Here is a 26372-nt window from a genome sequence, read left to right as displayed (position 1 = left end):
GTGCCTTTGCTCGGGTACTGCTGCTGCAAAGGTGACGGGCAGGTCCAGGGTGTTTCCTTGACTTTTATCAAGAAAGCAATTCAACGGGCTGGGTCTTGGCCTGCAACAGCTTGGTGCGAATACGGCTCAGCGTTTCCGGCAAGATGCCTAGGTAGGAGGCAATCAGGTGCTGCGGAAAGCGGTGGGCGTAGCTGGGGTGCTGCGCCAGAAAAGCCACGTAGCGTTCCTCGGCCGTGCTGGTGATGGCGGCCTCCAAACGCTTTCGAGTGGCAATCTCGTGGCGGTGGTCCAGCCCTCGCATCAGCTCGGCCATGGCTGGCACAGTGCGGATCAACTCCTGCATGTGCGCGTGCGTTATCAGCAACAGGCTAGCATCTTCCAGCGCATCAATGTAGTAGCGGGAGGGAGTAAGCAACACGCAGCTTTCCCGGTCACCCACCCACCAGTTTTCGACGCCCAGGCTGAGCACATGCTCGCCGCCTTTGTCGTCCACACTATACAGCCGCAGCGCCCCCGTTAACACAAAGGCGAAGTGCTTGCACACCTCGCCCGCTTGCAACAGAAATGCCTTTTTCTTTAACTTCTTCGGCACAAACGCGGCGCAGATGCAAGCAAAATCTTCGTCGGAAACGGGCGAGGAAATGGCAACGTCGATGTAAGTACGAAAAGCTTGCATGGCGAAGTGGTAAGGGAATACAGGACAAGTAGAGCACTTGGTACAGCGGGCTAGGTCAGGAGTTGCCCACTGCGGCTGGAGTATGGACGGGCGGCAGCTTGGTGCGGATGCGGCTAAGCGTTTCGGGCGAAATGCCTAAGTAGGAGGCAATCATGAGTTGCGAAAACCGCTGTGCATAAGCAGGGTGCTGCGCCACAAAGGCGGCGTAGCGTTCTTCGGCTGAGCAGGCTATGGCATCGTGCAGGCGCTTTTGAGCGGCAATGGCATTGCGCTCGTCCTGGATACGCACCAGCTCGGCCACCAGCGGCACCCGGCGCACAAGCTCCTGCGCCTGCGGGCAGTTGATGAGCAAGAGCTGTGAATCTTCCACGGCATCAATATAGTAGCGCGAAGGGGTGAGTTGCGACCAACTTTCCCGGTCGCCTAGCCACATGTTTTCTACTCCTAATACGTGGATTTGCTTGGTACCTCGCGCATCCACGGTATAGAGGCGGAGCGCGCCTTCCACAACGAAAGCTTGATACCGACACACTTCTCCCGCTTGCAACAGATACTGCTTCTTCTGGAGCTTGTAAGGCAGCAGCTCCGCCGTAACTAAAGCAAAATCAGCGTCAGAAATGGTTGAGCGAGTTTGTTGGTCGATGTAGTTGCGTAGTGCCTGCATAGTATGCGTAATGGAGCGGAAAAGATCATAGCTACTCGCCTAGTTGCCAAACAGGTGCCAATGCTGTGACTGGCTAGTGATATTACAATATAATGCTCTTATAAACAGCTACTTATAGCTGCAAAAACAACGTCTTGGCTAGGTTGTGAAATTCTCCATTGCGTTGGATTCTACAATATATTGGAGTTTTTTTTGGACAAAAGTCCTGTAAACGGCAGCTTTGCGGTGTACCTTCCACCATTGAAGTTTTCTGGCTATGAAGCTTCAACCCAACGCATCTTTTTAGCTCCAGCCGCCCTAAGTAGCCAGTTGCTACGCCTCACCAGTCGCCTATGCTTGCACCCGTCGAATCCGCTGCCCTGGTCCTTGTTGTGGAAGACGAATTCTTGATTGCCAATGACTTAGGCGACATCCTGGAAAGCGCGGGCTACCAGCTGCTGGGGTTGGCTGAGTCGGGCGCGGAGGCGCGGGCCCTGGTGGCTCAAGCGCAACCTAGTGTGGTATTGCTGGATATCTATCTGAAAGGCGAGGAAACCGGCATCGAGCTGGCGCACTGGCTCAACCAGCAGCACATACCCTTTGTGTTCCTGTCGGCCAACCTAACCGACGACGTGTTGGCCGCGGCGAAGGTGACCGAGCCATTTGGCTTTCTCAACAAGCCTTTCCGCGAGCGGGACGTGCTGGCGGCCCTCGAAATAGCGCGCTACCGCCACGCCCATAGCCAAGAAGCCAGACTGCGCCAACAGCAGCAAACCCAGATTGCCGTCAATGAGGTGATTGTCACGCTCCACGACCGGGAGCAGCTCTGCCGGGCTATTGCCACGCAAGTCAATCAGTTCGTGCCCATCGACGTACTCAATCTGTGCCTCAGCCAGCCCGAGGAGCAGACTTTTTACTGGATGCTACTGCGCCGCACCTCCCTTGGCACGTTCGAGCGGGTGCGCCTGCCGGAACTACTCGGTCTGGCTACTTCCTCGGAACGGCTAAGTATGCTCGCGCACCCCACGGCCGCCGAGCTAGGCGAGCGGCAGGGAATTTTCAGTGGCGTGGCTTTCGAGACTTTGAGGCAGGAATTCAGTATGGCCCGGGCGCTAAGCGAGAACTTTGGGATTCAATCCATGGCGTTTTTTCCAGTGGTGTTGCAGCAGCGCACCTTCACCAGTCTGCAACTAGGCACCACGGCCGCCGCTGGGTTCACGGCCGATGATTACGCGGCCATCAGCCTCATCATCCCGCAAATTGCCTTGGCTTTGGACAACCTCCTGGCGTACGAGGAATTGGAAAGCCGGCGGCAGGTGAAGGCTACCGAGTTAACCATTGCCAGTGCGTTCCGCAACGGCCGCGACATTGCCGACATAGCCCCCCAAGTCGCGGCGGCCATCAACGAATTGCTGCCCCTCGACCTGCTCAGCTTCTACCGGGTAGGGCGCGTGTTGCGGCACCCAAGCGCAATGGATGCCACCGTAGGCAACCTAGGTGGCCACTTCCAGCTGCTGCCCTTGGAAGCCATGCCCCTGCCCGACAGTGCCGAGCAGGCCGCCCGCCTCTTAGCTGGCATGGACTCCTGGCTGCAAGAACCCTTGCTCAACGTCGGGGAGGCTGCCGCGCAAGCGCGTGAGCTAAACCCGGTGACCCGCTACTACGGCAACTTGCTGCAACTTAAGTCCTCTATGTCGGTGCCTATCAGGCTGAAGGACCAGCCCGCCATTGTGCTCATCATAGCCAGCAAGGCGGCTTACGCGTTTACGTCCAAGGACTTGCGGCTGCTGCAAGAGTTAGCCGAGCAGCTCGCTGTAGCGCTAGACAATCTATTGGCCTACGAGCGCATTCGCCTGCTGAGCGAGCAGCTGGAACAAGAGAATACTTACCTCAGCGAAGAGCTGAAAACCAGCCACAACTTCGAGGAAATCATTGGCACGAGCCCAGCGCTGCTGGCCGTGCTGCGGGGTGTGGCCCAGGTGGCGCCCACCGATGCCACCGTGCTGCTGCTGGGCGAAACCGGCACCGGCAAGGAACTGATTGCCCGGGCCGTGCACAACCGCTCTACGCGCAAAGCCCGCACCATGATCAAGGTAAACTGCGCGGCTCTACCCCCGCAGCTGATGGAGTCGGAGCTGTTTGGGCACGAAAAGGGCAGCTATACCGGCGCTACCGAGCGGCGCGTGGGCAAGTTTGAGCTAGCCCACGGCAGCACCATCTTTCTAGATGAAATCGGCGAATTGCCCTTAGAGCTACAAGCTAAGCTACTGCGCGTGCTCCAGGAGAAGGAGATTGAGCGTATTGGCGGTAAGGGCCCATTCCCGGTGGATGCGCGCATCATTGCCGCTACCAACCGCAGCTTACAGGAGGAAGTGGCCGCCGGCCGTTTCCGCGCCGACCTCTACTACCGGCTCAATGTGTTTCCGCTGGTGCTGCCGCCACTCCGCACCCGGCCCGACGATCTGCTGCCCCTGGCCGCTTACTTTCTGCACAAGCTCAGCCAGAAGCTAGGCAAGCCATTCACCAGCATTGCCAACACCTCTCTGCAACAGATACAGCACTACGCTTGGCCCGGCAACATTCGGGAGCTGGAAAATGTGTTGGAACGAGCCGCCATTCTGTCCGCGCCGCCGACTTTGGTGTTGGCCGAACCCTTGGTCTTGAGTGCCGCACCTCGCAGCGAGATAAAGCCTATGCAGGACACCATGCGCGAGACCATCCTGGCGGCCCTCACCCAAACCAATTACCGCATTCGGGGGCCACGCGGGGCCGCCGTATTACTGGGTGTCAAGGCCACGACCCTTGAAGCCCGCATGAAAAAGCTCGGCATTGCTTCCCGCAAGGAAAGCCAAGCGGAGTAGGGTAGCCTAGGTTGCCGTTTCGGCGTACATGGGCTTTTTGCGGGTGCTGAATTGCAGGCTCAGGTGCACACCATCGGCGGTGGTCACGGCCAGTTGGCCGTCCATCTGGCGGCTCAAGCCTTTGATGATGACCATCCCCAAACTGCGGCTGCGCTTGAGATCAAAGCTCGGCGGCAAGCCCACCCCATCGTCGGTGATGGTGAGCTGGTAGAGTTGCGGCGCCAGCATGGCCAGGCGGACAGTGAGCGTACCGCGCCGAGGTGGGGGAAAGGCGTGCTTGAGGGCATTGGTTACGGCTTCATTGATGATCAGGCCCAGGGGCGTCGCCAAGGTGGTTTCCAGCTCGATGGGAGCCAGTTCCAGCTTTGTTTGCACCGACTGCTGGCGGTCGAAGGACTCGACCAGGTAGGTCACAATTTCGCGGGCGTAGTCGACTATGTTCACCCGCCCAATGTTGTCGGCTTGGTAGAGCTTCTGGTGCAGGAGGGCCATGACCTGCACCCGGTTCTGGCTCTCACGGATAGCGGCTACCGCTTGTGGGTCATGCAAGTGACGCGACTGGGTGGAGAGCAGGCTACTCACCACTTGCAGGTTGTTTTTAACCCGGTGGTGGATTTCCTTGAGCATCCAGTCCTTCTCTACCAGGAGCTCTTGCCGCTCTTCCAGCAGTTGGTCTTTCTCGCCCAGCACTTGCTTCAATGCCTCGTTCTTACGGTTGATTTCCACCTGCTGCGTTTCCAGCGCGTGTTGCTTCTGCTCCAGCAAGCGGGAACTGCGCTGCTCGAGGCGGTAGCGGTTGTAACCCAGCCCTAGCACTAAAAACAGCAGGCCTGCACTCCCCAATACGGCGTTGCGCTGCCACTCGCGCTGCCGGATGGTCATCTGCTGCATCAGGTTCCGCTTGGTCAGCAAGGCAATGCGTTGCTGACGCTTTTCGGTGTCGTACTGAATCTGCAAGGCGGCTATCTGCTTGCTGTTGTTTTCATTAAAGACACTATCCTGAATGGCTTTGTAGCGCTTGTAATACGCAATGGCGGAGGATAGATTGCCTTGCGCCGAGTCCACCTGGAACAAGGATAGGCACGAGTTGGCCATCAGCGTTCTATTGCTGGTAATCTTGCCAACTGCCAACGACCGGGCGAAGTACGTTCGCGCTTGCGGGTACTGGTGAGAAGCCAAGTAGCAGCGGCCAATATAATTGTACACCCCCTCCTGCAACCGGCTGTTCTCTCGGACGGCAGGACGGGTTGCAAGGACTTCTAACTGCCTGCGCCACACATTGGCCAGCTGGTACTGCTTCGTGGCCAAGTAGCAAGAAATAAATGCATTGGCTACCGAAGCGCGGGAAAAATCATTGGAGGTTGGCAGAGCTTGGTTGGTTTGCTGCACCAAGGCCAACGCCTGTTGAGGCCGATGCAGGGTAAGTAAGTTCTTTGCAATAGCAAGATTCAGATTCAGCACCGTGTTATCATTCTGATTCTGGTAGTGCGTGGCGTGACGCAGGGCCAGCTGGTAATACTGAATCGTCTTTTCGGGCTGGTTTAGCTGTTGGTGCACGCCGCCTAGCCGCATATAAAGCGCTTGCAACATCGTGGTGTCCTGGCGACTTTTAGCCCACTGAACACCGACTTGCGCATACTGCAAGGCCTCTTTGTAGTTGCTGAGGGCATCACTAGCCCCCGCTAACAAATCAAACGTGTACTGCAATTCGCGGTGGCCACAGGCTCGGTAGAGGGCCAGCACGTGGAACAATTCCTCCCGGGCCAGGGCTGGTTTTCCCATGAGCAGGTGGATATCAGCTATTTCCTTGAGGGTTTGGGCTTCCCGCAGCTGGTTATGCACCGCCCGAAAGAGTTGGGTGGCACGCTCACAATATTGAATGCGCGTGGGTAGCGTAATGCCCGAGGTAGTGTTCAGCAGAAACCAGCCCATGCCTTCGCGGTACCGGTCGTGCTGCTCGTGGCTGCGCGCCACCGCCTGCCCAATAACTTTTCGCGCCTCGTCTTCCTGCCAGTCCCTGTCTAGCAGGTAGCCACGGGCGTAGTCACTATCAATCAGACCGGCCGGGTACTGCAACGACTGGCTAAGCGCCTGGGCTTGGCGGATGTAGGCCGCAGCGCTGTCGATGGGCTTGTTGGAGTAATACTGCTTGGTAATCAAGTCGAAGCTCAACTGCACAAGCAGCTTCACGCGGTTGGTATCGGGCGGACTTTGCCAAAGCCGGCGGCGCAGACTATCGGCTTTACCCTTGCTCAGTAGCGGGTAGGGGGGCTCCGCCTGCACAGTGAAGGTCAGCAACGAAAGAAGTACCAACAGGTATTTCACAGGACAAGGAGTAGGGTGGTAGGGCAGCAACCAACCGGAGCACCCGCATTTCTAAGTTACCAGTCTGCAAGCAGCTTAAGGTTCGTTTTGCCAACCTGCCAGTTACAACTTACCGGCTGGGGCCACCTGCACTTGGCAAAAGTATAGTTCAGGCGCATTGCTTGCCTTGACTTTTGTCAAGAACGAGGGCCTGCTCGTATGGGCCGCCTTTTTCAAGGCTGCGGTTGATAGTTCTTGATAAAAATCAAGGATAAGACAGGAAGGAGGCGCCCACTTTTGTGCTAGTCATCGGGTGAGCGGCTCAGCATGCTCACTTGGTCACCTCAACCACTCCATCATAGCACTTTCCTCTATCGTATGCGCCGCTTACTGCCCTTTCTACTCGCCTTGGCCCCGCTAACTACCACGGCCCAATCGAAGCCAGCGCTACCCGCTACTTTCCTCGTGCAAGGCCGCTTACCGGGCACCACGGCCCGGATGGCGTATTTATACTACAAAAACGGTACGCAATCAATCGTTGATTCCACTGCCGTGCACGAGGGGTATTTTCAATTTAAAGGAGTGGTACCGGCCTTGCCGCAGGCCCAGCTAGTATTGCCGGCCCCTGGTACGCCCGCCGACCGTTCGGAGGAACGGCTGCCCGTGTACTTGGAAAAGGGGACCATTACGGTGGTCGGCACCAAGCAAGTGAAGAACGCAGCCGTTGAGGGCACCCCGCTCAACCACGAAAGCACTAGTCTAGCAACTCAGGTCCGGACCTTCCGGGCGCAACTCGATGCCTTGTATGCTGCTTACGAAGCCTTACCCGCGGCCGAACGTGCTACTCCCGTGGCTGAGGCCAAGCTAACCCAGGAAGCAAATGCCATCTACGAAAAGCGCCAGCAGGTTTACGCGGCGTACCTCAAGGCGCATCCAACTACTCTCTACAGCCTCTACGTGTTGGAAAGCTACGTCGGGCCCAGACCCCAAGCCAGCGCTTACGCCACCCTGTTCGGGGAGTTAGCTCCCAGCGTCCGCAACTCGCCTTATGGCAAGGTGCTGCAGGAGCGCATTGCGCAGTTGCAACGCGTAGCCGTTGGGGCCCTGGCACCAGACTTCAGCCAAGCCGGCCCGGACGGCAAGCCGTTGAAGCTCTCGGATTTGCGCGGCAACTACGTGTTGATTGATTTCTGGGCCTCCTGGTGCGGCCCCTGCCGGCAAGAAAATCCCAGCTTGATCAAGGTCTACAATGCTTATAAAGTTAAAGGCTTTACCGTGCTCGGGGTATCATTGGATAACGCCTCGCAGCGGGCCGCCTGGCTGAAAGCCATTGAGACGGACGGCCTGCCGTGGCCCCAGGTAAGCTCCCTAACTAGGCCCAACCCGGTAGCCCTATCCTACGGGGTAAACGCCATTCCTCAAAACTTTCTGCTCGACCCGCAAGGCCGCATTCTGGCCGTCAACCTGTTCGGGGAAGAATTACCCAAGAAATTAGCAGAATTATTAAATAAAACAAATTAACCATATTTTAAGGGGTCTGTCTTTCCGGAGCCCGGTACTACAGCTCGTCCTAGCGGGGCTGAACAGCCGGCTAACACTCAACGCGGGCAAGCAACTGGTTGCGGCGGCGGGGTATGCTTCCGCGCTGCTGCCAGTTTCCGGGCTTTTGTCGGGCGGGTAGGCACTCTTCTCCATCTGTTTCCATCTGTCTATGGCTCCAAGGCTACTTCTCTTGCTAACTCTACACTGGCTTCCGGGGGCACTGCTTACGGCGCGGGCCCAAACCGCCGACCCGGTCCCGCCCTTCCAGGTAAAGGACAGCATAGAGGTGCGCGCCAGCTCCCAATACCAAGCCACGACCTTCAAAACGTGGCTACTGGGTGCCAATTACCGCCGCGAGTGGCAGCAGCCGGTGCGGGTACCGCTGCTCAACCTAAGCACAGCTCAGGGCGGGCTCACCCCCCTGCGGCGGGGTGGCGGGCAGCAAACTAAGTCGCTGCGCTTGCGGGCGGCCAGCGGCCAGGAATACGTACTGCGTTCCGTGGAGAAAAGCACCGAGCAGGTGTTGCAGCAGGAGCTTCGGCATACGCTGGCCGCCAAGATTGTGCAGGACCAGATATCGGCTTCCCACCCGTACGCGGCCCTGACGGTGCCGCTCTTGGCGGAAGCCGCCGGCGTGGGCCATACCAATCCGGTGCTGGTGTATGTGCCCGAAGATGTGCGCCTAGGTGAGTTTCAAGCGGAGTTTGCCAATACCCTAGCCCTGCTTGAAGAGCGCGACCCTGTTGCGCCGGCCCGCTTCGGCAACTCCTCCCGCGTGAAAGGCTATAGCACGGAGCAGGTACTGGGGCTGCTGCGCAAGGATGCGCGCAACCGCGTCGACCAGCGCGAACTGCTGCGCGCCCGCCTGCTGGACATGGTGCTGGCCGACTGGGACCGGCACGACGACCAGTGGCGCTGGCTGGCCTACCCCCAGCCTCAGGGCGGCCTGCTGTTGCGAGCCCTGCCTCGCGACCGGGACCAAGTGTACTTTGTCAACCAGGGACTGCTCCCGAATGTGGCCAGCCGGGACTGGGCGATGCCGAAAGTGCAGGGCTTCGACGGGACCTTGCGCAACGTAAACACATTCATGTTCAACGGGCGCTACTTCGACCGAAGCTTTCTCAACGAATTGCCCCGGGCCGAGTGGGTAGCGCTGGCCCGGGAGCTGCAAACCCGACTGTCGGATTCGGTGATTGATGCCGCCTTGCACCGCCTGCCCGATTCGGTGTATCAGTGGTCGGGGCCCCGGATTGCCCGCCTACTGAAAGCGCACCGGAACGCCCTGCCCACCTACGCGGAGCAGTATTACGCTTTCCTGGCCCACGAAGTGGACATCATCGGCTCCGAGCAAGCCGAGCGCTTCGAAGTGGAGCGGCTAGATGCGGCGCGCACCCGCGTCCGTCGGCACCTGCTTGGCACTCCAGCGGGCGCGGCCCCGGTGTATGAGCGGGTACTGCTGACGGCCGAAACCCGCGAAATCCGGCTGTATGCCGGGCCGGGCGACGATGTAGTGCAGGTACGGGGCCGGGCCTCGCGGGGCATTCGGGTCCGCATTATTGGGGGACTGGGGCAAGACACTATCCAAGACAGCTCCCGGGTAGGCGGGTGGGCCCGCAAGACGGTGGTGTACGACACGCGCCCGGACAATGCGTTGCGCCTGGGTACCGAAGCCCGTAACCGGACTGCCACGGATTCCGCCGTTAACCAGTACAACCGCCGGGCGTACCGCTACCCCTATTTGGGGCCCCTGCTGCCCCTGGGCTATAACCCGGACGACGGCGTTTTTCTCGGGCTGGGCCTGGAAGCGCGGCGGCCTGGGTTTCGCAAGGAGCCCTGGGCCAGTGTGCACCGTCTTCAAGGCAACGTAGCCCTGCAAACGGGCGCCTACAGCTTTGCTTATCAAGGGGACTTCTCCCAGCTGCTAGGCCGCCAGGATCTACTGTTGAAAGCGGAGGTGCAGGCCCCCAACTACGTGCGCAACTTCTTCGGGCTGGGCAATGACACCCGCCGAAATAACCAGCAGAGCATCCGCTACTACCGGGTGCGGTTCCGCAATATAGCCTTCCAGGCGCTGCTGCGCCGGCACCTGGGGCCGCGCCAGCAAGTGTACGCCGGGCCGATGTATCAGTCGGTCAAGGTGGAGCGCACACCGGGACGCTACCTGGATGAGCATTCCCCGGAAAACCCAGCAACGTCGCTCTACCAAGCCAAACATTACGCCGGGGCCCGCCTGGGCTACATCTACGACTCCCGAGATATCACCTGGCAGCCTACCAAGGGCTTGTATTGGCGCACGGAGTACACGGCCCTGGGCGCCCTGAATGCCGCGGCTATGCCCGTGTCGCAGCTCACATCGGAAGCGGCAGGTTTCTGGACGCCCTGGCCCCGCCTTACCCTGGGCGCGCGGGTAGGCGGCGCTACCCATTTCCGCCGCTATGAGTTCTTCCAGGCCGCTACCTTGGGTGGGCTCAGCAACCTGCGGGGCTACCGGCGCACCCGCTTCGCCGGCGAAAGCGCCCTCTACAACAACGTGGAGGCGCGCGCCCGCCTCGGCCGCTTTCATAGTCTGCTTTTCTCCGCTGATTATGGGCTGTTTGGCTTTCACGACGTGGGGCGGGTCTGGGCGGATGGGGAGAACTCGGCCCGCTGGCACCGCGGCTACGGGGGCGGCCTGTGGTTGCAACCCTTCCCCAAGGTGATTGTGCTGGGGCTCTACGGAATTTCTCGCGAAGACCGGCTGCCTTTGGTGCGGGTGGGGTTCTTCTTTTAGTTGGGCAACGCGCTACCTGTCGCCGGTAGTGGCTCCGTACTGCCGGTAGCTGGTTCAACAGCTTCCTCGGCAACGACCTCATAGAGGCGGTGCAGGCCTTTCTTGCCTTTAAGCGGGGTCAGGAACGCCTGGCGCACCTGTAGCGTTGGCCCCGCTGCCTGCACCACTGCCTCCGACACCAGGAACTGGGTGCCGTACTCCTTGTTGGCGCTTTCAATTCGGGCGGCCACGTTCACCGTGTCGCCGATGGTAGCGAGCTTGCGGAAACCACCGGCACCGATATGCCCGACCACGGCCTCGCCATAATGCAAACCGATGCGCACGTGGAACGAGCAGTTGTACATTTGGCGCAGGTAGGGATTCAGTTTTTCGACGCTGCGGAGCATGGCCTGCCCCGCCGCCAGCGCATCGACCACGGCCGTAGCCGGGTGCTCCAATCCAAACACCACCATCAACCCGTCGCCGATAAAGTCGCTGATGTAGCCATTATGGGTTGCAACAATTTCACTCATCACCCCGAAATAGCGGTTCAGGATGTGGATGACATCATAAGGAGGCAGAATATCGGCAAAAACGGTGTAGTCCTGGATGTCGGAGAACAGCACGGCCACGCGTTGCTGCTGGCCCAACTGCTGCCTGGGGTTTTCAAGCTCCTGAACGGTAAGTTCCACATCCAGGGCATCGAGGATGGGCCGCGAGCAGCGCACGTTACCGCCTGCTACGGTGGTTTGGCAAGCCAGCCGCACGTTTTCGGGGAGATTCAGCCGCGTAGCCAATTCTTGCTCGCAGGCGTTGCGGGGCGAGCAGTACTCTAGTCCCTCCAGCACCTGCACCCGGCAGGTAGAGCACTCCGCCTTGCCCCCGCAAGCGTGCACGTGCGCAATGCCCTGCGCCAGGGTGGCCACCAGTATGCTTTGCCCAGGGGCAATAGTGAGGTCACGGTGGTCGGGCAACACGTACAGGTGTGGCGTCATAGCAAAGGAAAAAGTAGCCCAGAAAAGTAAGGGTGCAAATATGCGTGAACTGAGTGCCCTCTCCGATGATATAAGTCAAGAACGGAGAGCTGAAAACGAGCCCGACCGGAAAATACCTCTCCCTATATCAAGTAATGCCATAACCTACTTGCCCTTATTTATCGGTGGGGGGCCAAAAGATTGGCGCAACATGCGGAGTGTTGGGTCCCACGTAACGGGGCCAATAAACACGATTCGTTGGCAGTGCGCATTGGCCAGGCGCACCCGCCAGAAGGGTAAGGCGCAGGAATGAACTCTGTGAGGGAGCTACCGGTCGGTGGCAAGGACACGGCTGGCTGCTGTTGCGCCAACGCGACTTGCCCAGCCAGGCAGACCAGCAGCAAGCAGGCCAACGTCTTCACTAAGAGAGAATAAGGGGAATATCGAATAGAAGGGGATGGTGCATACCTAGTTGCTATAGTTCTACAATGTCGTATAAGTCGTTTTATGTCAAGTAGCTATCTAACTTCCGGACTATAAGGCTCTTCTCACTGTCTTTACGTGCGCTTTTCTCTGTTTCTTGAGAAGAGCATTATACGGTCGTAATGCATCTTTATTGTTTGGCGCCCACTTCGGTCAATAGCTGTTGATTGAGCAGCGTATACTCGGCTTTGGCTACTTCGTTTTTGTCGGCTTTTATCCACTGCAGCGACTGACGGGCCGCCGCCGCCGCTTCCTGCTTTTTGCCTTGCTTCTGCAGCAGCTTGGCCTTCCAGTAATAGCCTTCGTATTGGTCGCTGGGACTAGCCTGGTGCGCTTTCAGGAAAGCATCGAGCCAGCCCACGGCGGGCGTAAGGTTGGGTTGGTTGGAGTGGTAGTAGTAGAGGGCTGCCGTGAAGTAGGGCTTCTTCTCGCCCTGCATCGCTTCCTGAATCTGGTTCAGAATCAGCTGGTCAGGATTGGCCAGCAAAGGAATACTGACCTGCGTCCGCTCCCAGCTCAGGGTGAGGTCCGCCGCGGTAGGCCGCATGTTTTCCAGGGTGAGCGTCAAGCTTTCGTGCGGCACGGCCAGCGGGGTCGCGTGGGTAGTAAAGCGCACGACGTCGAGCTGTTGGTTGTACTCATACGCCCCCCACTGCGCTGTGTCGCGGTTGAGAATAATCGTCCAGTCCGTTTTGCCCGGGATGGTGAACAGCGAATACGTACCGGCGGGCACGGCCTGGCCGCCCACTTGCACCGCTTCGCCCAAGCGGATTTTGGTAGCGGTATTGGCCCCCGTGCGCCATACCTGACCATAAGGAACCAGTCCGCCAAAGACCTGGCGTCCCTTTAGCGATGGGCGGCAGTAGCTCAACTCGACAAACGAGGTGGAAAACGCCTGGCGAATCTTGACCGCGGGGCTCGCCTGCGGCAGCACGAGCTTGGTTTGGGCGTGGACCTTACTAGCGGCCAACCCTAGTAAAGGAGCCATGAGCAGCGTGGGGAGGAAGTATTTCATGGCCCTAAAGATAGGCGTAGGGGCGCCCAATGCCCCTGTCCCAAGGAGCAGCGCTAGAAGAGAGTAGTCTTGGCAGAAGAAGCGGAGGTACGGGTGTAACCTGCTCGCGCTACTTGGAGAAGGGAACCCCCGCATTCCAGGCCAAAGGGTTACCGATGACTATGAAACAGGTTTTACAGATCAACCGCTGTCAATTCAGGTTATTGATCGGTTTATAGAGCCCTATTTCTTTAGCCTTCCTATACTTCTATTGTTTTGTTTGCTTCCGAACGCAACAGATGCTAGTATCACCGGTGGGTTTACAACATGCTCAACTCACATAAGTCCACTTCTAAGACCGGAAGAAAATAGTAATGCTTCTCGTTGTCCGATACACCTATCATGTAAAGCAGCTTTCACTACAAAGTAATTAGATTGGCAGCTAAACCTATAGCTACCTTTTATCTACCTATTCAGTTAAGCCAACGTGACGTACATTATGCTGTCCCTGAGCCTTTGGTTATCGCTCAGCTGGACGAGTACCTCCTACCTCCCTTCCGCACAGCAGCAACCTACTGCGGTAGTGAATGAGCGCTTTATTGCCTCCTTGCTTGCGCAGGTGTCCTATCAACGACTCGTCGCCGCCAACTATCCGGTGGTGAAAGAGCGTGCCCCAGTCGGCTCGGGTGGATTTGTGCGTTTTTCGCACGGCGTTAATCAATTCGCCTGTTTCCACAGCCCGGACAATACCTTCACCGTCTCATTTACCATTAGCCGTGCCGAGCCAGTACTGGCCCCGCTCCTCACACTAGGTATGGCCAAAAAGGAGGTCTTGCGTCAACTTCGACTTGCGAAAAGCCGCAATACCCTACAGGTGACCGAGCTCGAGGGGATGGCGCGGGCAACCCTCTTTTTCCAGCAAGAGAAACTCGCTAAGATTACTTTTCAGGCAACCATCGATTGAGGGCGAAATCCTATTGAATATAAGCTTTACGTAACGAGCTTTCTAAATCGTAGCAAAGCCTTTATTCACCTTGTCGCTCTCATATAGCTTAGCTTAATCGATTCACTTGATTACCGTAATGAGGGTTACTTGTAACTACTTGTCCCGACTTTCTTCTTTTGCTTTGGCATTGAGCACGCTCGCCTTCCTGTCTTGTGTGGCGAAACACGCGCCTACACAGTCTGCTTTGCACTTTTCCACTCCCACCAAGGAGGTGTACCCGGTGTTGCAGCAGTTTCTGGCCGCTGACACGCTCAACCAGGCGCCTAAAGTTCACGTGGCCTTCCTTCGGCAAGGGATGCTGGCGGGTGATCTATCGATTTACTTGCTGGACGTGTATAACTCGAATGGTGATATCAAGATCTTACCACTAACCACCTGGCAGGTGGAGCAGAAAATCATCTTTGTCTTTACCGGCTTAGAAGCCGTGGCCACCGGGGGTGATACCACGTACCAGCATCTTATCCGTGAAACCGAAGCAGCGAATAGGGGCAAGATATGGTCTCCCGCGTTTCGGTGTTGGCGCCTTGAGGTGCGCGGCCAGAAAGTAACCCACATTGATCGACAAGTCCCTTACTCTTCCTCCGCCTATCCTTTCCTTCGGTTGGCCCCTCCACCGCCTCCGCCAAAACTGCATTAGCTTACCGCACCAAGAGTAGGCTACTTACTAAGTTGGGCAGGTACATGTTTTTGTATAATTCGTATCTTCTCATACGATCATCTAGGATATATTCCTTTTATCTCTCAACACAAGATTTTTTCTCGGGCCAACCTTGGAAAAGGAATAGACACAATATTCATTCTAACTCTACTATTAACGTTGTACTTTAACAACAGCCTCTATTCTTTGGCTCCTCCACTTTGTGGGACTTAATTTTAGATATGTGATGCTTATCCAGCAAGCAGAGGAGCAGCGTCTACTAACGCACCTCTTGCAAGCAGGATCCATCCGGCAGCTACCGGAGCCATTCGGTACATGTCTTACGCTCACCTTCCCGCGTGATGACGCGTTACTGTGGTATCTGCAGGGCTCAATTCATGGTACCTATGAGGCATACTCAGATATAGGCAAAACTAGATTCTTGCTTAATAAAGTGAATACCAAGACTACTTCCCTACAGACATGAGGGGGCGCTTTAGTTATATCTATTTTGAAATCCAAGCAACTTGAATCAAGTAAATACTCCTTTTTCAGCTTTGACGCCGCCACTTCTGCAATGAGCTGGCTGTTTCAACACTCGCTTAGCATCAAGAATTGGTTTCTCAACCTAAGCAGTGCGCTACAAGCAGAGGCCACATTCCTGGATTTAAGAGCAGAGGGCTACGTCTTTATGTACCGGCAGGGGCGGCCCATATCGGCTGTTCTCACACAAGACATGAAGGTGGGGGCAGCCGCAGAAATAGACCGGCATGCCGTGGTGGCCATCTGCCGTGATTACGACAGACTATTTCTACTATAAAAAGCCCGTAACGTTTGTTGAACGGTGAATTACAACATGTAAAAAGGCGATTGCTTTATTTAGGTCACGATTATTGTGTTCTCCTATTCAAGGAAGTCACTTGCTGTATTGCTATAATTTCAATTCATACTTCACCCTGCTTCATTGACTTCTCTCATAATTTCCCCAAACAATTGGGTGGAAGTGAGCCGATCCTCTAGGGCGTACATGCTGGACGCGGTGATGAGCTCATCGGCCTGCGTTTCAACCAGAAAGGCTTGTAGCTGCTGCTTGACGGTTTGCTTGCTGCCGACAAAGGAGTACTTGAGCATCTGGTAGACGGAAGGGTGCTGCCACAGGTCTTGCAGTTCTTCGGTCATGTCCGTCGGCGGCAGCAAGGGCTCTTTCGCTTTCCCCGTCAACATGCCCACAAACATGCGGATGACGCTGGTGAACTGCCGTTGGGCTTCTTCGTCGGTATCGGCCACGTAGGCGTTAATGGCGACGATAGTATAAGGCTGCTGCAGGACGGTCGAGGGCTGAAACTCGTCGCGATAAATCTCTAGCGCCTGGTGCAAGTGCGTGGAAGCAAAGTGACTGGCAAACGCGTAAGGCAGGCCCAGCTTGGCTGCTAGGTGCGCACTATCGGTGCTGGAACCTAAGATATAGAGGGGCACTTCCATGCCCTCGGCTATGGGGGCCCGCACGGCGGCCTGTTTGTTGGCCGGCGAAAAGTACTGCTGAATTTTGCTGATTTCCTGCGGGAAGGCTTGAGCTGCCTGCATGAAATCCGACCGGATGGCTTTGGCGGTCGGCGAGTCGGTACCCACCGCCCGGCCCACCCCCAAATCGATGCGGCCGGGGTAGAGCTGCGCCAAGGTGCCAAACTGCTCGGCCACCAGCAGGGGCGAATGATTGGGGAGCATGATGCCGCCGGAGCCCACCCGGATGGTCGTTGTATTTTCCGCCACGTACCCGATGAGCAGGGGCGGCGCGTTGCTGCCGATGTTATCGGAGTTATGGTGTTCGGCCAGCCAGTAGCGGGTGTAGTGGGCGGCTTCGGCGGCCTGCGCCAGCGCCAATGAATTGTTGAGGGTTTGCTTCACCGTCTCGCCTTGCGAGACGATAGCTAGGTCTAAAATGGAATAAGCGACCGATTGCTTTTCCAGACGGTTAAACTCGTTCACAGGAGTAGGCATAACTTCTTTAGATAAGTGGCTGCTGGTAGTAGCAGACCGGGTGCTGGAAAAAGCGCAACGGAAGGAGGAACAGGTTAAATGGTTCGGAAGGCTGGTTTTGGTAAGCCCAGATTGCCCCGCAGGGTTTCGGCCTCGTACTCCGTGTGAAAGAGGCCGCGTTCCTGCAGAATGGGCACCACCAGCTCGATAAAATCATGTAGCCCATAGGGATGGTCTTGGCGAACCATGAACATATCGATTGCCCCGGCCTCATACCAGCGCTGTATTTCCGTAGCAACTCGCTCGGCCGAGCCCATAAACAAGGGGACGGGGGTGTGCGAGTACCGACCCAGCGCGAGGATTTCCTGGTACTTCTGGTAGGCCTCGTCATCGGTGCGGCCCACGATGGGGTTGTGCGACACCGCCCGCACAAAGTGTTCCGGCAGCCGGCCTTTTTCAAGGAGCTTCGCAGTCAGCGCATTGGCAAGCGATACGGTTTCCTCGAAGGTGCTGCCCGCCATGAAGACGCCGTCGGTGTAGGACGTGGCCAGGTCCACGAAGGTGGGGGAGCTACCGGCCATGTACAGGACGGGCCGGCCCTGTACCGAGCGGCTCAGGTTCAGTGGCCCATCCACCGAGAAATACTGGCCCCGGTAGTTGATAGGGTGCATCTTGCGCGGATTCAGAAACACGCCGCTTTCCTTATCGCGGGGAAAGGCGTCGTCTTCGTACGTGTCCCACAAGCCCAGCAGAATTTCCAGAAACTCCCGGTGTATGGGGTACTGGTCAACTTTGCCGAGGTGGCCCCGGCTGAAGTTCACCATGCCGCCGGGGTTGGACGTAATGGCATTCAGCGAGGCCCGGCCCTTGCTGAGTTTGTCTAGCGACAAGACCTGCCGGGCCAGGTTATACGGGTCGGTGTAGGAGGTCGAAGCGGTCAGCGAGAGGCCGATGCGCTCCGTTTTCATGGCCAGGGCCGCCATGAGCGTCCCCCCCTCGAACATGCTTAGGTAGTAGGGAATGTTGCCAGGGCCGACGTGGCTTACGTCGTACAAAAACAGGGTTTCAAATTTGGCCTGCTCTGCCAGTTGCGCCTGTTGAATGAAGAAATCGATGTTTTCGCCGGCGTCGGCGGGCATGGCGGGGTGGCGCCAGGAGGAGAAATTCCACCCCGGCCCGTCAATGACCGCGGCCAGCTTTAGCGTTTTTCTGTTGTTCATCACGTTGGAGTGTGCATGCGTGTTTTTTTTCCCGGCAGAACTTTCTCCGAGGCCTTGGCCCTAGCCGATGCTATCCAGCGCCGCATGTCCTTTATATCGACTTGGCTGACTCCACAATCGCAGACTTGTGCTCCTCCAAAAATTCCCGCAGGGTCTTGGCGGGCCGGCCCAGCACGTAGGGAATATCGTTTTGCACCATCGACATATAGGACATCCGGCCGTCGAGCATCTGCGTCACAAAGTCAATATTGGCCTTCGCGTACCAGCTCTCCGCCCCATTCGCCAGCAGCGTTGCAATCAGCTCTTTAAACCCTTCAAGCCCTTTGTTCTCGTGCTTGATTTCTAGGCCAGTGACCTCGCTCAACAGCGCCGCAATTTCCTGTCCGTTGAAGCTTTCCACACTTAACCAGTAGTGCTGACCACCGTGCCGCACTGGACCATCCACGAGGGCTTTGGCGGCCACTGCCGCGATATCACTGGAAGCAATGTAGCCGACTCTTCTATCGTCCCAGTAGCTGGTGTAGGTTAGATTCTTGGGGATGTAGAGCCCCGTGAACACCTCCATAAACATGTTCGGGTGAAGGTGGGTCCAGGCGATGCCGCTGGTCTCGATGTATTTTTCAATCAGCTGATGCCAGGCAAAGTGGGCATCGGTCGTGTCCCACTCCGCAAACACGCCCACATGCACGATATGCTGGACGCCCTCCTTTTTGGCCGCATCCACCAGGGTTTTGCTCTGCGTGAGCATGGCCACCGTGTAGCCGGTTAGCAGAAATACCCGGTCCACCCCAGCTAGCGCCAGCGCAAAGGTTCTGGGGTCATCCAGGTCCAAGTATTTACAGTCTTTGCCTTCGCGGGTAAGCTGGTCTACTACCTCCTGCTTGCGCGAGGTGCTGCGCACGTTGACCGCTTGACCTTCCAGGTCTTTGATGACTTGACGGCCGATGGTGCCGCTGGCGCCTAGGACCAGGACGGTCGGATTTTGCTTGTTTTCCATGGGAGGTTGCGCTGAATTTGTAATAGGTTGGTGGGGCCGGGAGCGGCTACGAAGGCACTAGGGTCGGGGCGGCCGGCGCAGGGCCCTACATGCCCAGCGAGCGATTCAGGGCCAGGAGGTCTTCGCGCGTGGGGGGCGTGCCTCGCTGCGTGAGCTGGGCTATAATCTGGTCGCGTATCTGCGGGGCTTTGCCGGGCACGGCATTGGCTAAGGCCTGGGTCAGCTCGGGGGCCGTGAGTTCGGTGCAGTAGGCCGGAGTGCCGGGCTGCTGCCGCCACGAGTCGGCCAAGGAGCCCGCGTCTACCACGTCAAAGCCGGTGTCGTTGATGAGGGCGGCCACCACCTGCTTGGCCCGCTCGTCATCGCCGGCTACCGAAATGGCGATGCGGCCGGGTGTGCCGGGCGCGGTGCCACCCGCCACCAGCGTCTGGGACAGGATGTTGTTGTAGGCTTTGACGATGGGGCGACCCAGCTGCTCGGCCACCCACACGCTTTCGACTTGCCCGTTTTCTAAAGCGTCGATTTTCTCGTCCCTTTGCGGGTAGTAGTTGCTGGTATCCGCTACCACTACCGCCGGGGGCAGGTCGCGCAGCAGGCCAGCGGGCAGCTTCGGAATGGCATGCAGGGGGATGCTGACGAATACCACGTCCACGTCCTGCACTACTTCCGGCAGGGTGGCCGGGGCTACGCCTAGCTCCCGGGCTTTTTTGGCCAGCTCGTCGGGCTGGCGGGTGTTGGTGACTTTCACCTGGTGGCCGGCCGCGGCCAGCTTTTGCGCGAGGGTAGCCCCGATGGAACCGGTGCCGATAATGCCAATCTTCATAAAGAGAATGCGTAATCGTGAAAAGAAGGGGGTTACATCAGTTAGCCCAACAGGCGGGCCGAGCTGCATGGAGAACCTGGCGCTCGGTCTAGAATCGCTCTGGAGCCGGGCGCTAGGTTCGCGCTGCCAAACGGGGCGGCCTAGGCGGCTACTGCGGCGTCGGTGGTGACGGTGAGCTTCACGTCGATATTGCCGCGCGTGGCCCGCGAGTAGGGGCAGGTATGGTGGGCCTTATCCACAATTTCTTCGGCCTGGGCCTGGTCTACGCCGGGCAGGTTGGCGTGCAGGGCTACGCCGAGGGTGGGCAGGTTTTCTTCATTCATGAACAGTTCTACCTGGGCGTCCACGGAGATGTCGCCCACGTTCACCTTGGCTTGGCGGGCAATGTGAATGACGGCATTGCCGAAGCAGGCGGCGTAGCCGGCAGCAAAGAGCTGCTCGGGGTTGGTGGCGCCTTCGCGGGCCCGGCCGCCCAGGCTGCGGGGCATGGTCAGCTCCAGGTTGAGCACGTGGTCGGTTGATTCAATACGACCGTCGCGGCCGCCGATAGATTTGGCTTGCGCCGAGTGCATGATGGTAGTTGCCATGATAGTAGCTTGAAATTTTGTTTAAAAAAGAACCTAGGGAAAAGCGTGGTCCGGCTACGCCTTGCCTAGCTGCCGGGCGCGGTTGCCGGCCACTACTTCTTCGCGGGTAGGCCAAGCTTCGCGTTGCAGCAGCTCCGAGATAATCTGGTCGCGTATCTGCGGGGCTTTGCCGGGCACGGCGTTGGCCAGGGCCTGGGTCAGCTCGGGGGCCGTGAGCTCGGTGCAGTAGGCCGGCGTGCCCGGCTGCTGCCGCCACGAGTCGGCCAGGCTACCCCCGTCCACCACGTCGAAGCCGAGGTCGTTGCAGAGGTCGGATAGGATTTGTTTGGCGCGCGCGTCGTCGCCCGCAATGGAAAGGGCAATGCGGCCGGGCGTGCCGGGGGCGGTGCCGCCGCTGGCAATCGTCTCGGCCAGCAGGTTGTTGAAGGCTTTCAGGAGGGGGCGCCCTAGGTGCTTGGCCGCCAGCACGCTTTCCGGCGTGCCCTGCTCCAGCGCCTCGATTTTCTCGTCGCGGAAGGGGTAGTAGTTGCCGGTGTCCACCACGATTACCTCGGGGGGCAACGACCGGAACAGGTCTTTCGGAAACTCGTCCAGTACCTTGAAAGGCACGGCGATAAAAACAAGGTTCACGTCCTGCACCACGTCGTGCAGGGTGGCGGGGCTAGCCCCCAATTCCCGGGCTTTTTGGGCTAATTCGGCGGGCTGGTGGGTGTTGGTTACTTTCACTTGGTGGCCGAGGGCAGCCAGGTTTTTGGCCAGGGAGCCGCCGACGGGGCCGGTGCCAATGATTCCGATTTTCATGGGATGGGGGTTAAGTAGTTGCTTGTTTCCACGACGAAAACCTCCTGCGGCCCGCCCTGCAAAAGGCATTGTGCAGCAGTGATTTGCTACAGGAGAGCTAAGGCATCTTCAGCAACTGCAGAAAGCTTTCCAGCTCCTGCAGCTTTTCGGTGTTGATAGTCAAGTACATGTTGCGGCCCTCCTTACACGAATCAACCAGCCCCGCATCTACCAGCGCCTTGACGTGCTGCGACATGGAAGATTGACTGATGGGCACAAACGCATACAGATTGGCGCATCCCAGCCGCTGGGCCCGCGCAATCTCCTGCAGCATGCGCAGGCGGCTGGGGTCGCTCAGCGACTTGGCTAGCTTGACGAGAGACTTGGTATCCATAACAGGAGGGTGGGGAGAGGAGGATTTTGCTTGGCATTCGCTGGCCGAAGTAGGGAGCGTGCGTAGCGTGATTAGCGGCTTGTAGGCTGTTTCCTACTGCCAGCCGCCGCCCACGGCCCGGTACAACTCCACATTGGCCCCTAGCTGGGTGCGTTTGAGCGAAGCCAGTTCCAGCTCGCTTTGCAGCGCGTTGCTCTGGGCCGTGATGACTTCCAGGTAGCTGGCCAGGCCGCTGCGGAACAGCAGGTTGGCATTAGTCGTCGCCTGGCGTAGCGTGCTGACGCGCTCCGTCGCTAGGGCCTGCTGGGTCTGCGTGCGCGTGATTTGCCCGAGGGCATCCGACACTTCACCCACCGCTACCAGCACCTGCTGGCGAAACTGAATCACCGTCCGCTCGCGGTCAATTTGGGCCTGCTGGTACTGCGTGCGCAACGCCCCGCGCTGAAACAGCGGCTGCGTGAGCCCCGCGGCGGCCGTGCCAAACAACGAGGCCGGCACGCTAAACCAGTTGCTGGCCTGGAAGGCGTTGAGGCCGCCCTGGGCCGTGATGGCCAGCGTGGGGTAGAGCTGGGCTTTGGTGTAGCCCACCGTGGCGTTGGCCCGGTCGAGGGCCAGTTCGGCACTGCGCACGTCGGGCCGCCGGGCCAGGAGCGCCGCCGGCACCCCGCCCGCGGCCACGACCGGCACTTGCACCCGCAGCAGGTTGCCGGTGCGGCTAATGCCGCCCGGCATCCGCCCGGCCAAGATGCTTAGGGCATCTTCCTGCACCGTGATGGCCTGCTCGAACTCGGGAATGAGGCCGGCCGCCGTCAGGCGCTGCACCTCGACCTGCTGCACGGCCAGCGCCGTCACCTGGCCAGCGGTGAACTGCAGCCGGGTGAAGCGCAGGGTGCTGTCCGTGAGGGCGAAGTTGCGCCGGGCCACGGCTAGCTGGGTGTCCAGCATGAGCAGGTTGTAGTAGCCCTGGGCCACTTGCGCTACCACCTGCGTTTGCACGGCCTTGCGGGCTTCCTGGCTTTGCAGGTAGGCGGCCAGCGCCTCCTGCTTGCGGCTGCGAATTTTGCCCCAAATGTCGGCTTCCCAGCTGATGGCCGGCGAGAGGTTGTAATCCTCGATGTGCTTGGTGCCCAGAAACTGGCTGAGGGAAATACCGTTCAGGCTGTTGTTGGAGGGCCGATTGGTCGTTACGCCCGCTTGCAAGGTCGCGGCCGGAAAGTAGCCGAGTCGAGCCTGCTTGAGAGTAGCCTGCGCCGAGGCGATATTCTGAATAGCCAGCTGCAAGTCGTTGTTGCGCCGGGTGGCGCTGTCGAGCAGTTGCTGCAAGGCCGGCTCGGTGAAAAAGCTCCGCCAGGGCAAATTGACCACGGAAGTTGTATCGGCGTTGGTCGCCGTGCGGTAGGTGGCCGGCAGCGGCAGGGAGGGTAGGGGAACGTCTTTCGACACGTTGCAGGAAGCTGCCAATAGCAGCCCGGCCAGCACCAGCGGTAGTTGGTGCCAGAGAGTTTTTCTAGAAGTAGTCATGGGGGTTAGCTAACCGTGGCGTGGGCCGGCACCCGCTTCAGCTCAGCGGAAGCCGGGCTGGGCGCTTGGGAACCGGGCGTACCGCTGAGGCGCTCGTTCAGGCGTTGAAAAATCACGAATAGCAGCGGGATGAGGAACAGGCCGAGCACCACGCCCGTGAGCATGCCGCCCGCGGCCCCGATGCTGATGGAATGGTTGCCCTGCGCGGAAGGACCCTGGGCCCGCATCATGGGCAGCAGCCCGACCACGAAGGCCAGCGAGGTCATCAGGATGGGGCGCAGGCGCGAAGCCGAGGCATTGAGCGCGGCCTGCACCAGCGGCTCGCCCGCGTGGCGGCGCTGCAAGGCAAACTCCACAATGAGGATGGCGTTCTTGGCCAGCAGGCCAATGAGCATAATCAAAGCCACCTGCACGTAGATGTTGTTGGTGATGCCGGCAAAGCCGATGGCCGCGAACACCCCGACCATGCCCGCCGGCAGCGACAGCAGCACGGCAAAGGGCAGGATGTAGCTCTCGTACTGGGCCGCCAGCAGGAAATACACGAACACCAAACACATCAGGAACACGACAGTCGACTGATTGCCCGACGAGATTTCCTCGCGCGTCAAGCCCGAAAACTCGTGGGTGTAGCCCGCGGGCAAGTACTTCTCGGCCACCAGCTCCACGGCCTTGATGGCATCGCCGGAGCTATAGCCTTTTTTGGGCACCGCGTTAATGGTCAAGGCATTGAAGAGGTTGTAGCGCGAGGCCGTTTCCGGCCCGAACACCCGCTTGAGGCGCACCAGCGTGGCCAGGGGCACCATCTCGCCCCGGTCGTTTTTCACAAACACCCCGTTCAGGGCCGAGGGGTCAGCGCGGTTGGCCTTGTCGGCCTGCACCACCACCCGGTAGTACTTGCCAAAGCGGTTGAAATCCGAGGCTTGGGCGCTGCCGAAGTAGGCCTGCATGGTTTGCAGCACGCGCTGCACGCCCACGCCCAATTGGGCCGCTTTCACCTCGTCCACTTCCGCCTCTAGTTGGGGGTAGTCGGCCCGGAACGAGGTGAAGGCCACGCCGATTGCTGGCTGCTTCATCAGCTCGGCAATAAAGTCCTGGCCCACCCGTCCGAGCTTAGGCAGCTCGCCGCCGGTGCGGTCCTGCAACACCACTTCCAGGCCTTCCACGTTGCCGAAGCCCGGCACGGTGGGCGTGGTAAACACGAAGGTATCGGCCCCCTTGATGGTCGCCGCCGCCTTCTCGCGGATGGTGGCCATGATGGCGTTGATGTCCTGCACCGCGCCCCGCTCCGGGATGGGTTTCAGAATGACGAACGCCGTGAGCGCCGAGGCGCTGTTCGACGAAGTCAGGATGCTAAAGCCCGTCAGCAGGTTGATTTTCTCGACGGACGGCATGGTACGCAGTTGCTCCTCCAACTGCAAGCCCACGTGGTTGGTGCGGTCGAGCGACGCGCCGGCCGGCAGGGACATGGCAATAGCCACAAAGCCCTGGTCTTCCGACGGGATAAAGCCGGAGGGCGTGCGCTTGGCCAGCCAGCCGGTGAGCACGGCCACCAGCACCAGACCGCTCAGCCCCACCCACTTGTGGCGGATCAGGAATTTAATACTACCCACGTAGCGAGTAGTCAGCCGCTCGAAGCTGCGGTTGAAGCCCGCAAAAAAGCGGGTTTTAAACGTGCTCGGGGCGGCATGTTCCCCGTCGTGCGGGGTGTGCTTGAGAAAGAGCGCCGCCAGGGCGGGGCTCAATGTCAGGGCGTTGACGGCCGAAATGACGATGGCAATGGCCATCGTAAAGGCAAACTGGCGGTAGAACACCCCCGTCGAGCCGTCCATTAAGCCCACCGGCAGAAACACGGCCGCCATCACCAGGGTAATGGAAATGATGGCCCCGGTAATCTCGCTCATGGCCTGCGTGGTGGCCGCTTTCACCGAGTGGGCGCCTTCCTCCAGCTTGCTGTGCACGGCCTCCACCACCACAATGGCATCATCGACCACGATGCCGATGGCCAGCACCAGCGCAAAGAGCGTGAGCAGGTTGATGGAAAAGCCCACCAGCTGCATGAAAAAGAACGTGCCCACGATGGCCACCGGCACGGCAATGGCCGGAATCAAGGTCGAGCGGAAATCCTGCAGGAAGATGAACACCACGATGAACACCAAAATAAAGGCCTCCACCAGCGTGTGTTCCACCTGCTCGATGGAGGCATCCAGCGCCGTTTTAGTGGTGTAGAGCGTCTGTTGCTTCACGCCTTTGGGCAGGTCCTTTTCCAGCTTCTGCATCACCTGCGCCACGGCAATCTGCAGCTCGTTGGCGTTCGAGCCGGCCGTTTGGAAGATGCCGATGTTGATGCCCGGCTTGCCCGAAATGCGCACGTCGCCGTTATAGGTCGCCGAGCCGAACTCCACCCGCGCCACGTCCTTGAGGCGCAGCATCGAGCCGTCGGCATTGGCCCGGACAATCATATTTTCGTAGTCCGTGGGCTGGCTGCGCTTGCCTTTGTACTTGATGACGTACTCAAAGGCTTCCTGGCTGCTCTCGCCCAGGCGGCCGGGGGCAGCCTCCAGGTTTTTGTCCTGAATGGCGGCCATTACCTCGGCCGGCGTGAGGTTGTAGCTGGCCAGCTGGGCCGGGTTCAGCCAGATGCGCATGGAGTAGGCGCGGTTGCCCCCAAACAGCACCGCCGACCCGATGCCTGGAATGCGTTTGAGCTCGGGCACCAGGTTGATTTGGGCGTAGTTCGTCAAAAAGGTTTGGTCGTACTGGCGCGCATCATCGGAATAGAGGTTGAGCACAACCACCATGCTGTTCTGCTGCTTGGCCACGGTTACGCCCTGCTGCACCACCTCGGCGGGCAGCTGGCTGGTGGCCTGCGCCACCCGGTTCTGCACGTTCACGGCCGCCTGGTCGGGGTCGGTGCCCAGCCGGAAACTCACCGTAATCGCCAGCGAGCCGTCGTTGCTGGCTGTCGAGCTCATGTACACCATGTTCTCCACGCCGTTGATAGACTCTTCCAGCGAGGGCGCCACGGAGCGCAGCAGCGTCTCGGCATTTGCCCCCGGATAGGTAGCCGTCACCAGCACCGCGGGGGGCGCAATGTCGGGAAACTGCTGAAGTGGCAGCTTCCACAAGGCCAGCCCCCCCAAAATCACCAGCAGAATGGAGATGACGGTGGCCAGTACGGGCCGTTCAATAAATACCTTAAACATG

Annotated in this window: 20 protein-coding genes; 6 read left to right on the top strand and 14 right to left on the bottom strand. The window is 58.9% G+C overall.

The window, feature by feature from the left end; genetic code table 11:
• Positions 1–67: 67 nt before the first annotated feature.
• A complete protein-coding gene (locus tag MTX78_RS14715) occupies positions 68–676 on the bottom strand; it encodes a Crp/Fnr family transcriptional regulator (protein ID WP_243795747.1) in 609 nt (202 codons plus the stop codon).
• A 55-nt stretch (positions 677–731) separates the two neighbouring features.
• Positions 732–1340, bottom strand: coding sequence for a Crp/Fnr family transcriptional regulator (locus MTX78_RS14710; RefSeq protein WP_243795745.1), 609 nt, complete (start codon positions 1338–1340; stop codon positions 732–734).
• Positions 1341–1672: 332 nt separating this feature from the next.
• Here MTX78_RS14710 and MTX78_RS14705 point away from each other — a divergent pair, with 332 nt between their 5' ends.
• A complete protein-coding gene (locus tag MTX78_RS14705) occupies positions 1673–4180 on the top strand; it encodes a sigma 54-interacting transcriptional regulator (RefSeq protein WP_243795743.1) in 2508 nt (835 codons plus the stop codon).
• A 6-nt stretch (positions 4181–4186) separates the two neighbouring features.
• Here MTX78_RS14705 and MTX78_RS14700 read toward each other — a convergent pair whose 3' ends face one another.
• Positions 4187–6505 (bottom strand): histidine kinase dimerization/phosphoacceptor domain -containing protein, encoded by a 2319-nt coding sequence (locus MTX78_RS14700; RefSeq protein WP_243795735.1) that lies wholly within the window; start codon positions 6503–6505, stop codon positions 4187–4189.
• Between the two features lie 357 nt (positions 6506–6862).
• Between MTX78_RS14700 and MTX78_RS14695 the strand changes: the two genes are divergently transcribed.
• Both MTX78_RS14695 and MTX78_RS14690 read left to right on the top strand, forming a co-directional pair.
• Positions 6863–8005: a redoxin domain-containing protein gene (locus MTX78_RS14695; RefSeq protein WP_243795733.1), complete on the top strand. Its 1143-nt coding sequence runs from the start codon at positions 6863–6865 to the stop codon at positions 8003–8005.
• 211 nt (positions 8006–8216) lie between these two features.
• Positions 8217–10796, top strand: a complete 2580-nt coding sequence (locus MTX78_RS14690; RefSeq protein ID WP_243795731.1) for a BamA/TamA family outer membrane protein — start codon at positions 8217–8219, stop codon at positions 10794–10796.
• Here the strand turns inward: MTX78_RS14690 and MTX78_RS14685 are convergent.
• Both MTX78_RS14685 and MTX78_RS14680 read right to left on the bottom strand, forming a co-directional pair.
• Positions 10793–11770, bottom strand: coding sequence for an adenylate/guanylate cyclase domain-containing protein (locus MTX78_RS14685; RefSeq protein WP_243795724.1), 978 nt, complete (start codon positions 11768–11770; stop codon positions 10793–10795). The genes MTX78_RS14690 and MTX78_RS14685 overlap by 4 nt on opposite strands.
• Positions 11771–12362: 592 nt before the next feature.
• Positions 12363–13247, bottom strand: coding sequence for a DUF2911 domain-containing protein (locus MTX78_RS14680; RefSeq protein WP_243795722.1), 885 nt, complete (start codon positions 13245–13247; stop codon positions 12363–12365).
• A 562-nt stretch (positions 13248–13809) separates the two neighbouring features.
• Between MTX78_RS14680 and MTX78_RS14675 the strand changes: the two genes are divergently transcribed.
• From MTX78_RS14675 to MTX78_RS14665, 3 genes are all read left to right on the top strand, one after another.
• A complete protein-coding gene (locus tag MTX78_RS14675; protein WP_243795721.1) occupies positions 13810–14190 on the top strand; it encodes a hypothetical protein in 381 nt (126 codons plus the stop codon).
• Positions 14191–14416: 226 nt separating this feature from the next.
• Positions 14417–14869, top strand: a complete 453-nt coding sequence (locus MTX78_RS14670; protein ID WP_243795719.1) for a hypothetical protein — start codon at positions 14417–14419, stop codon at positions 14867–14869.
• Positions 14870–15446: 577 nt separating this feature from the next.
• Positions 15447–15689, top strand: a complete 243-nt coding sequence (locus MTX78_RS14665) for a hypothetical protein (RefSeq protein WP_243795711.1) — start codon at positions 15447–15449, stop codon at positions 15687–15689.
• A 131-nt stretch (positions 15690–15820) separates the two neighbouring features.
• Here MTX78_RS14665 and MTX78_RS14660 read toward each other — a convergent pair whose 3' ends face one another.
• The 9 genes from MTX78_RS14660 to MTX78_RS14620 all read right to left on the bottom strand — a co-directional run bounded on the left by MTX78_RS14660 (position 15821) and on the right by MTX78_RS14620 (position 26371).
• On the bottom strand, positions 15821–16867 hold the full coding sequence (locus tag MTX78_RS14660; RefSeq protein WP_243795709.1) for an LLM class flavin-dependent oxidoreductase: 1047 nt from the start codon (positions 16865–16867) through the stop codon (positions 15821–15823).
• 74 nt (positions 16868–16941) lie between these two features.
• The gene (locus tag MTX78_RS14655) at positions 16942–18066 is read right to left on the bottom strand and encodes an LLM class flavin-dependent oxidoreductase (RefSeq protein ID WP_243795707.1); all 1125 of its coding nucleotides are present in this window, start codon (positions 18064–18066) and stop codon (positions 16942–16944) included.
• A gap of 91 nt (positions 18067–18157) precedes the next feature.
• A complete protein-coding gene (locus MTX78_RS14650; RefSeq protein WP_243795705.1) occupies positions 18158–19063 on the bottom strand; it encodes an NmrA family NAD(P)-binding protein in 906 nt (301 codons plus the stop codon).
• Between the two features lie 85 nt (positions 19064–19148).
• A complete protein-coding gene (locus MTX78_RS14645) occupies positions 19149–19886 on the bottom strand; it encodes an NADPH-dependent F420 reductase (RefSeq protein ID WP_243795703.1) in 738 nt (245 codons plus the stop codon).
• A gap of 140 nt (positions 19887–20026) precedes the next feature.
• A complete protein-coding gene (locus MTX78_RS14640) occupies positions 20027–20473 on the bottom strand; it encodes an organic hydroperoxide resistance protein (protein ID WP_243795701.1) in 447 nt (148 codons plus the stop codon).
• A 54-nt stretch (positions 20474–20527) separates the two neighbouring features.
• Complete coding sequence (locus tag MTX78_RS14635) at positions 20528–21274, bottom strand: NADPH-dependent F420 reductase (protein ID WP_243795699.1); 747 nt, start codon at positions 21272–21274, stop codon at positions 20528–20530.
• 97 nt (positions 21275–21371) lie between these two features.
• Entirely contained in the window at positions 21372–21647 is a 276-nt protein-coding gene (locus tag MTX78_RS14630; RefSeq protein ID WP_243795686.1) for an ArsR/SmtB family transcription factor, read from the bottom strand.
• Between the two features lie 93 nt (positions 21648–21740).
• Positions 21741–23168, bottom strand: coding sequence for a TolC family protein (locus MTX78_RS14625; protein ID WP_243795679.1), 1428 nt, complete (start codon positions 23166–23168; stop codon positions 21741–21743).
• A gap of 5 nt (positions 23169–23173) precedes the next feature.
• The gene (locus tag MTX78_RS14620) at positions 23174–26371 is read right to left on the bottom strand and encodes an efflux RND transporter permease subunit (protein WP_243795667.1); all 3198 of its coding nucleotides are present in this window, start codon (positions 26369–26371) and stop codon (positions 23174–23176) included.
• Between the last annotated feature and the right edge of the window lies 1 nt (position 26372).

The sequence above is a fragment of the Hymenobacter tibetensis genome (genome assembly GCF_022827545.1).
Classification (GTDB): Bacteria; Bacteroidota; Bacteroidia; order Cytophagales; family Hymenobacteraceae; genus Hymenobacter; species Hymenobacter tibetensis.
This window is presented reverse-complemented; position numbering and strand designations above follow the sequence as displayed.

Coding starts and splice junctions, on each gene's coding strand:
- MTX78_RS14715 (WP_243795747.1), bottom strand. CDS start 676: ATGCAAGCTTTTCGTACTTACATCGACGTTGCCATTTCCTCGCCCGTT.
- MTX78_RS14710 (WP_243795745.1), bottom strand. CDS start 1,340: ATGCAGGCACTACGCAACTACATCGACCAACAAACTCGCTCAACCATT.
- MTX78_RS14705 (WP_243795743.1), top strand. CDS start 1,673: ATGCTTGCACCCGTCGAATCCGCTGCCCTGGTCCTTGTTGTGGAAGAC.
- MTX78_RS14695 (WP_243795733.1), top strand. CDS start 6,863: ATGCGCCGCTTACTGCCCTTTCTACTCGCCTTGGCCCCGCTAACTACC.
- MTX78_RS14685 (WP_243795724.1), bottom strand. CDS start 11,770: ATGACGCCACACCTGTACGTGTTGCCCGACCACCGTGACCTCACTATT.
- MTX78_RS14680 (WP_243795722.1), bottom strand. CDS start 13,247: ATGAAATACTTCCTCCCCACGCTGCTCATGGCTCCTTTACTAGGGTTG.
- MTX78_RS14665 (WP_243795711.1), top strand. CDS start 15,447: ATGAGCTGGCTGTTTCAACACTCGCTTAGCATCAAGAATTGGTTTCTC.
- MTX78_RS14660 (WP_243795709.1), bottom strand. CDS start 16,867: ATGCCTACTCCTGTGAACGAGTTTAACCGTCTGGAAAAGCAATCGGTC.
- MTX78_RS14655 (WP_243795707.1), bottom strand. CDS start 18,066: ATGAACAACAGAAAAACGCTAAAGCTGGCCGCGGTCATTGACGGGCCG.
- MTX78_RS14650 (WP_243795705.1), bottom strand. CDS start 19,063: ATGGAAAACAAGCAAAATCCGACCGTCCTGGTCCTAGGCGCCAGCGGC.
- MTX78_RS14645 (WP_243795703.1), bottom strand. CDS start 19,886: ATGAAGATTGGCATTATCGGCACCGGTTCCATCGGGGCTACCCTCGCG.
- MTX78_RS14640 (WP_243795701.1), bottom strand. CDS start 20,473: ATGGCAACTACCATCATGCACTCGGCGCAAGCCAAATCTATCGGCGGC.
- MTX78_RS14635 (WP_243795699.1), bottom strand. CDS start 21,274: ATGAAAATCGGAATCATTGGCACCGGCCCCGTCGGCGGCTCCCTGGCC.
- MTX78_RS14630 (WP_243795686.1), bottom strand. CDS start 21,647: ATGGATACCAAGTCTCTCGTCAAGCTAGCCAAGTCGCTGAGCGACCCC.
- MTX78_RS14625 (WP_243795679.1), bottom strand. CDS start 23,168: ATGACTACTTCTAGAAAAACTCTCTGGCACCAACTACCGCTGGTGCTG.
- MTX78_RS14620 (WP_243795667.1), bottom strand. CDS start 26,371: ATGTTTAAGGTATTTATTGAACGGCCCGTACTGGCCACCGTCATCTCC.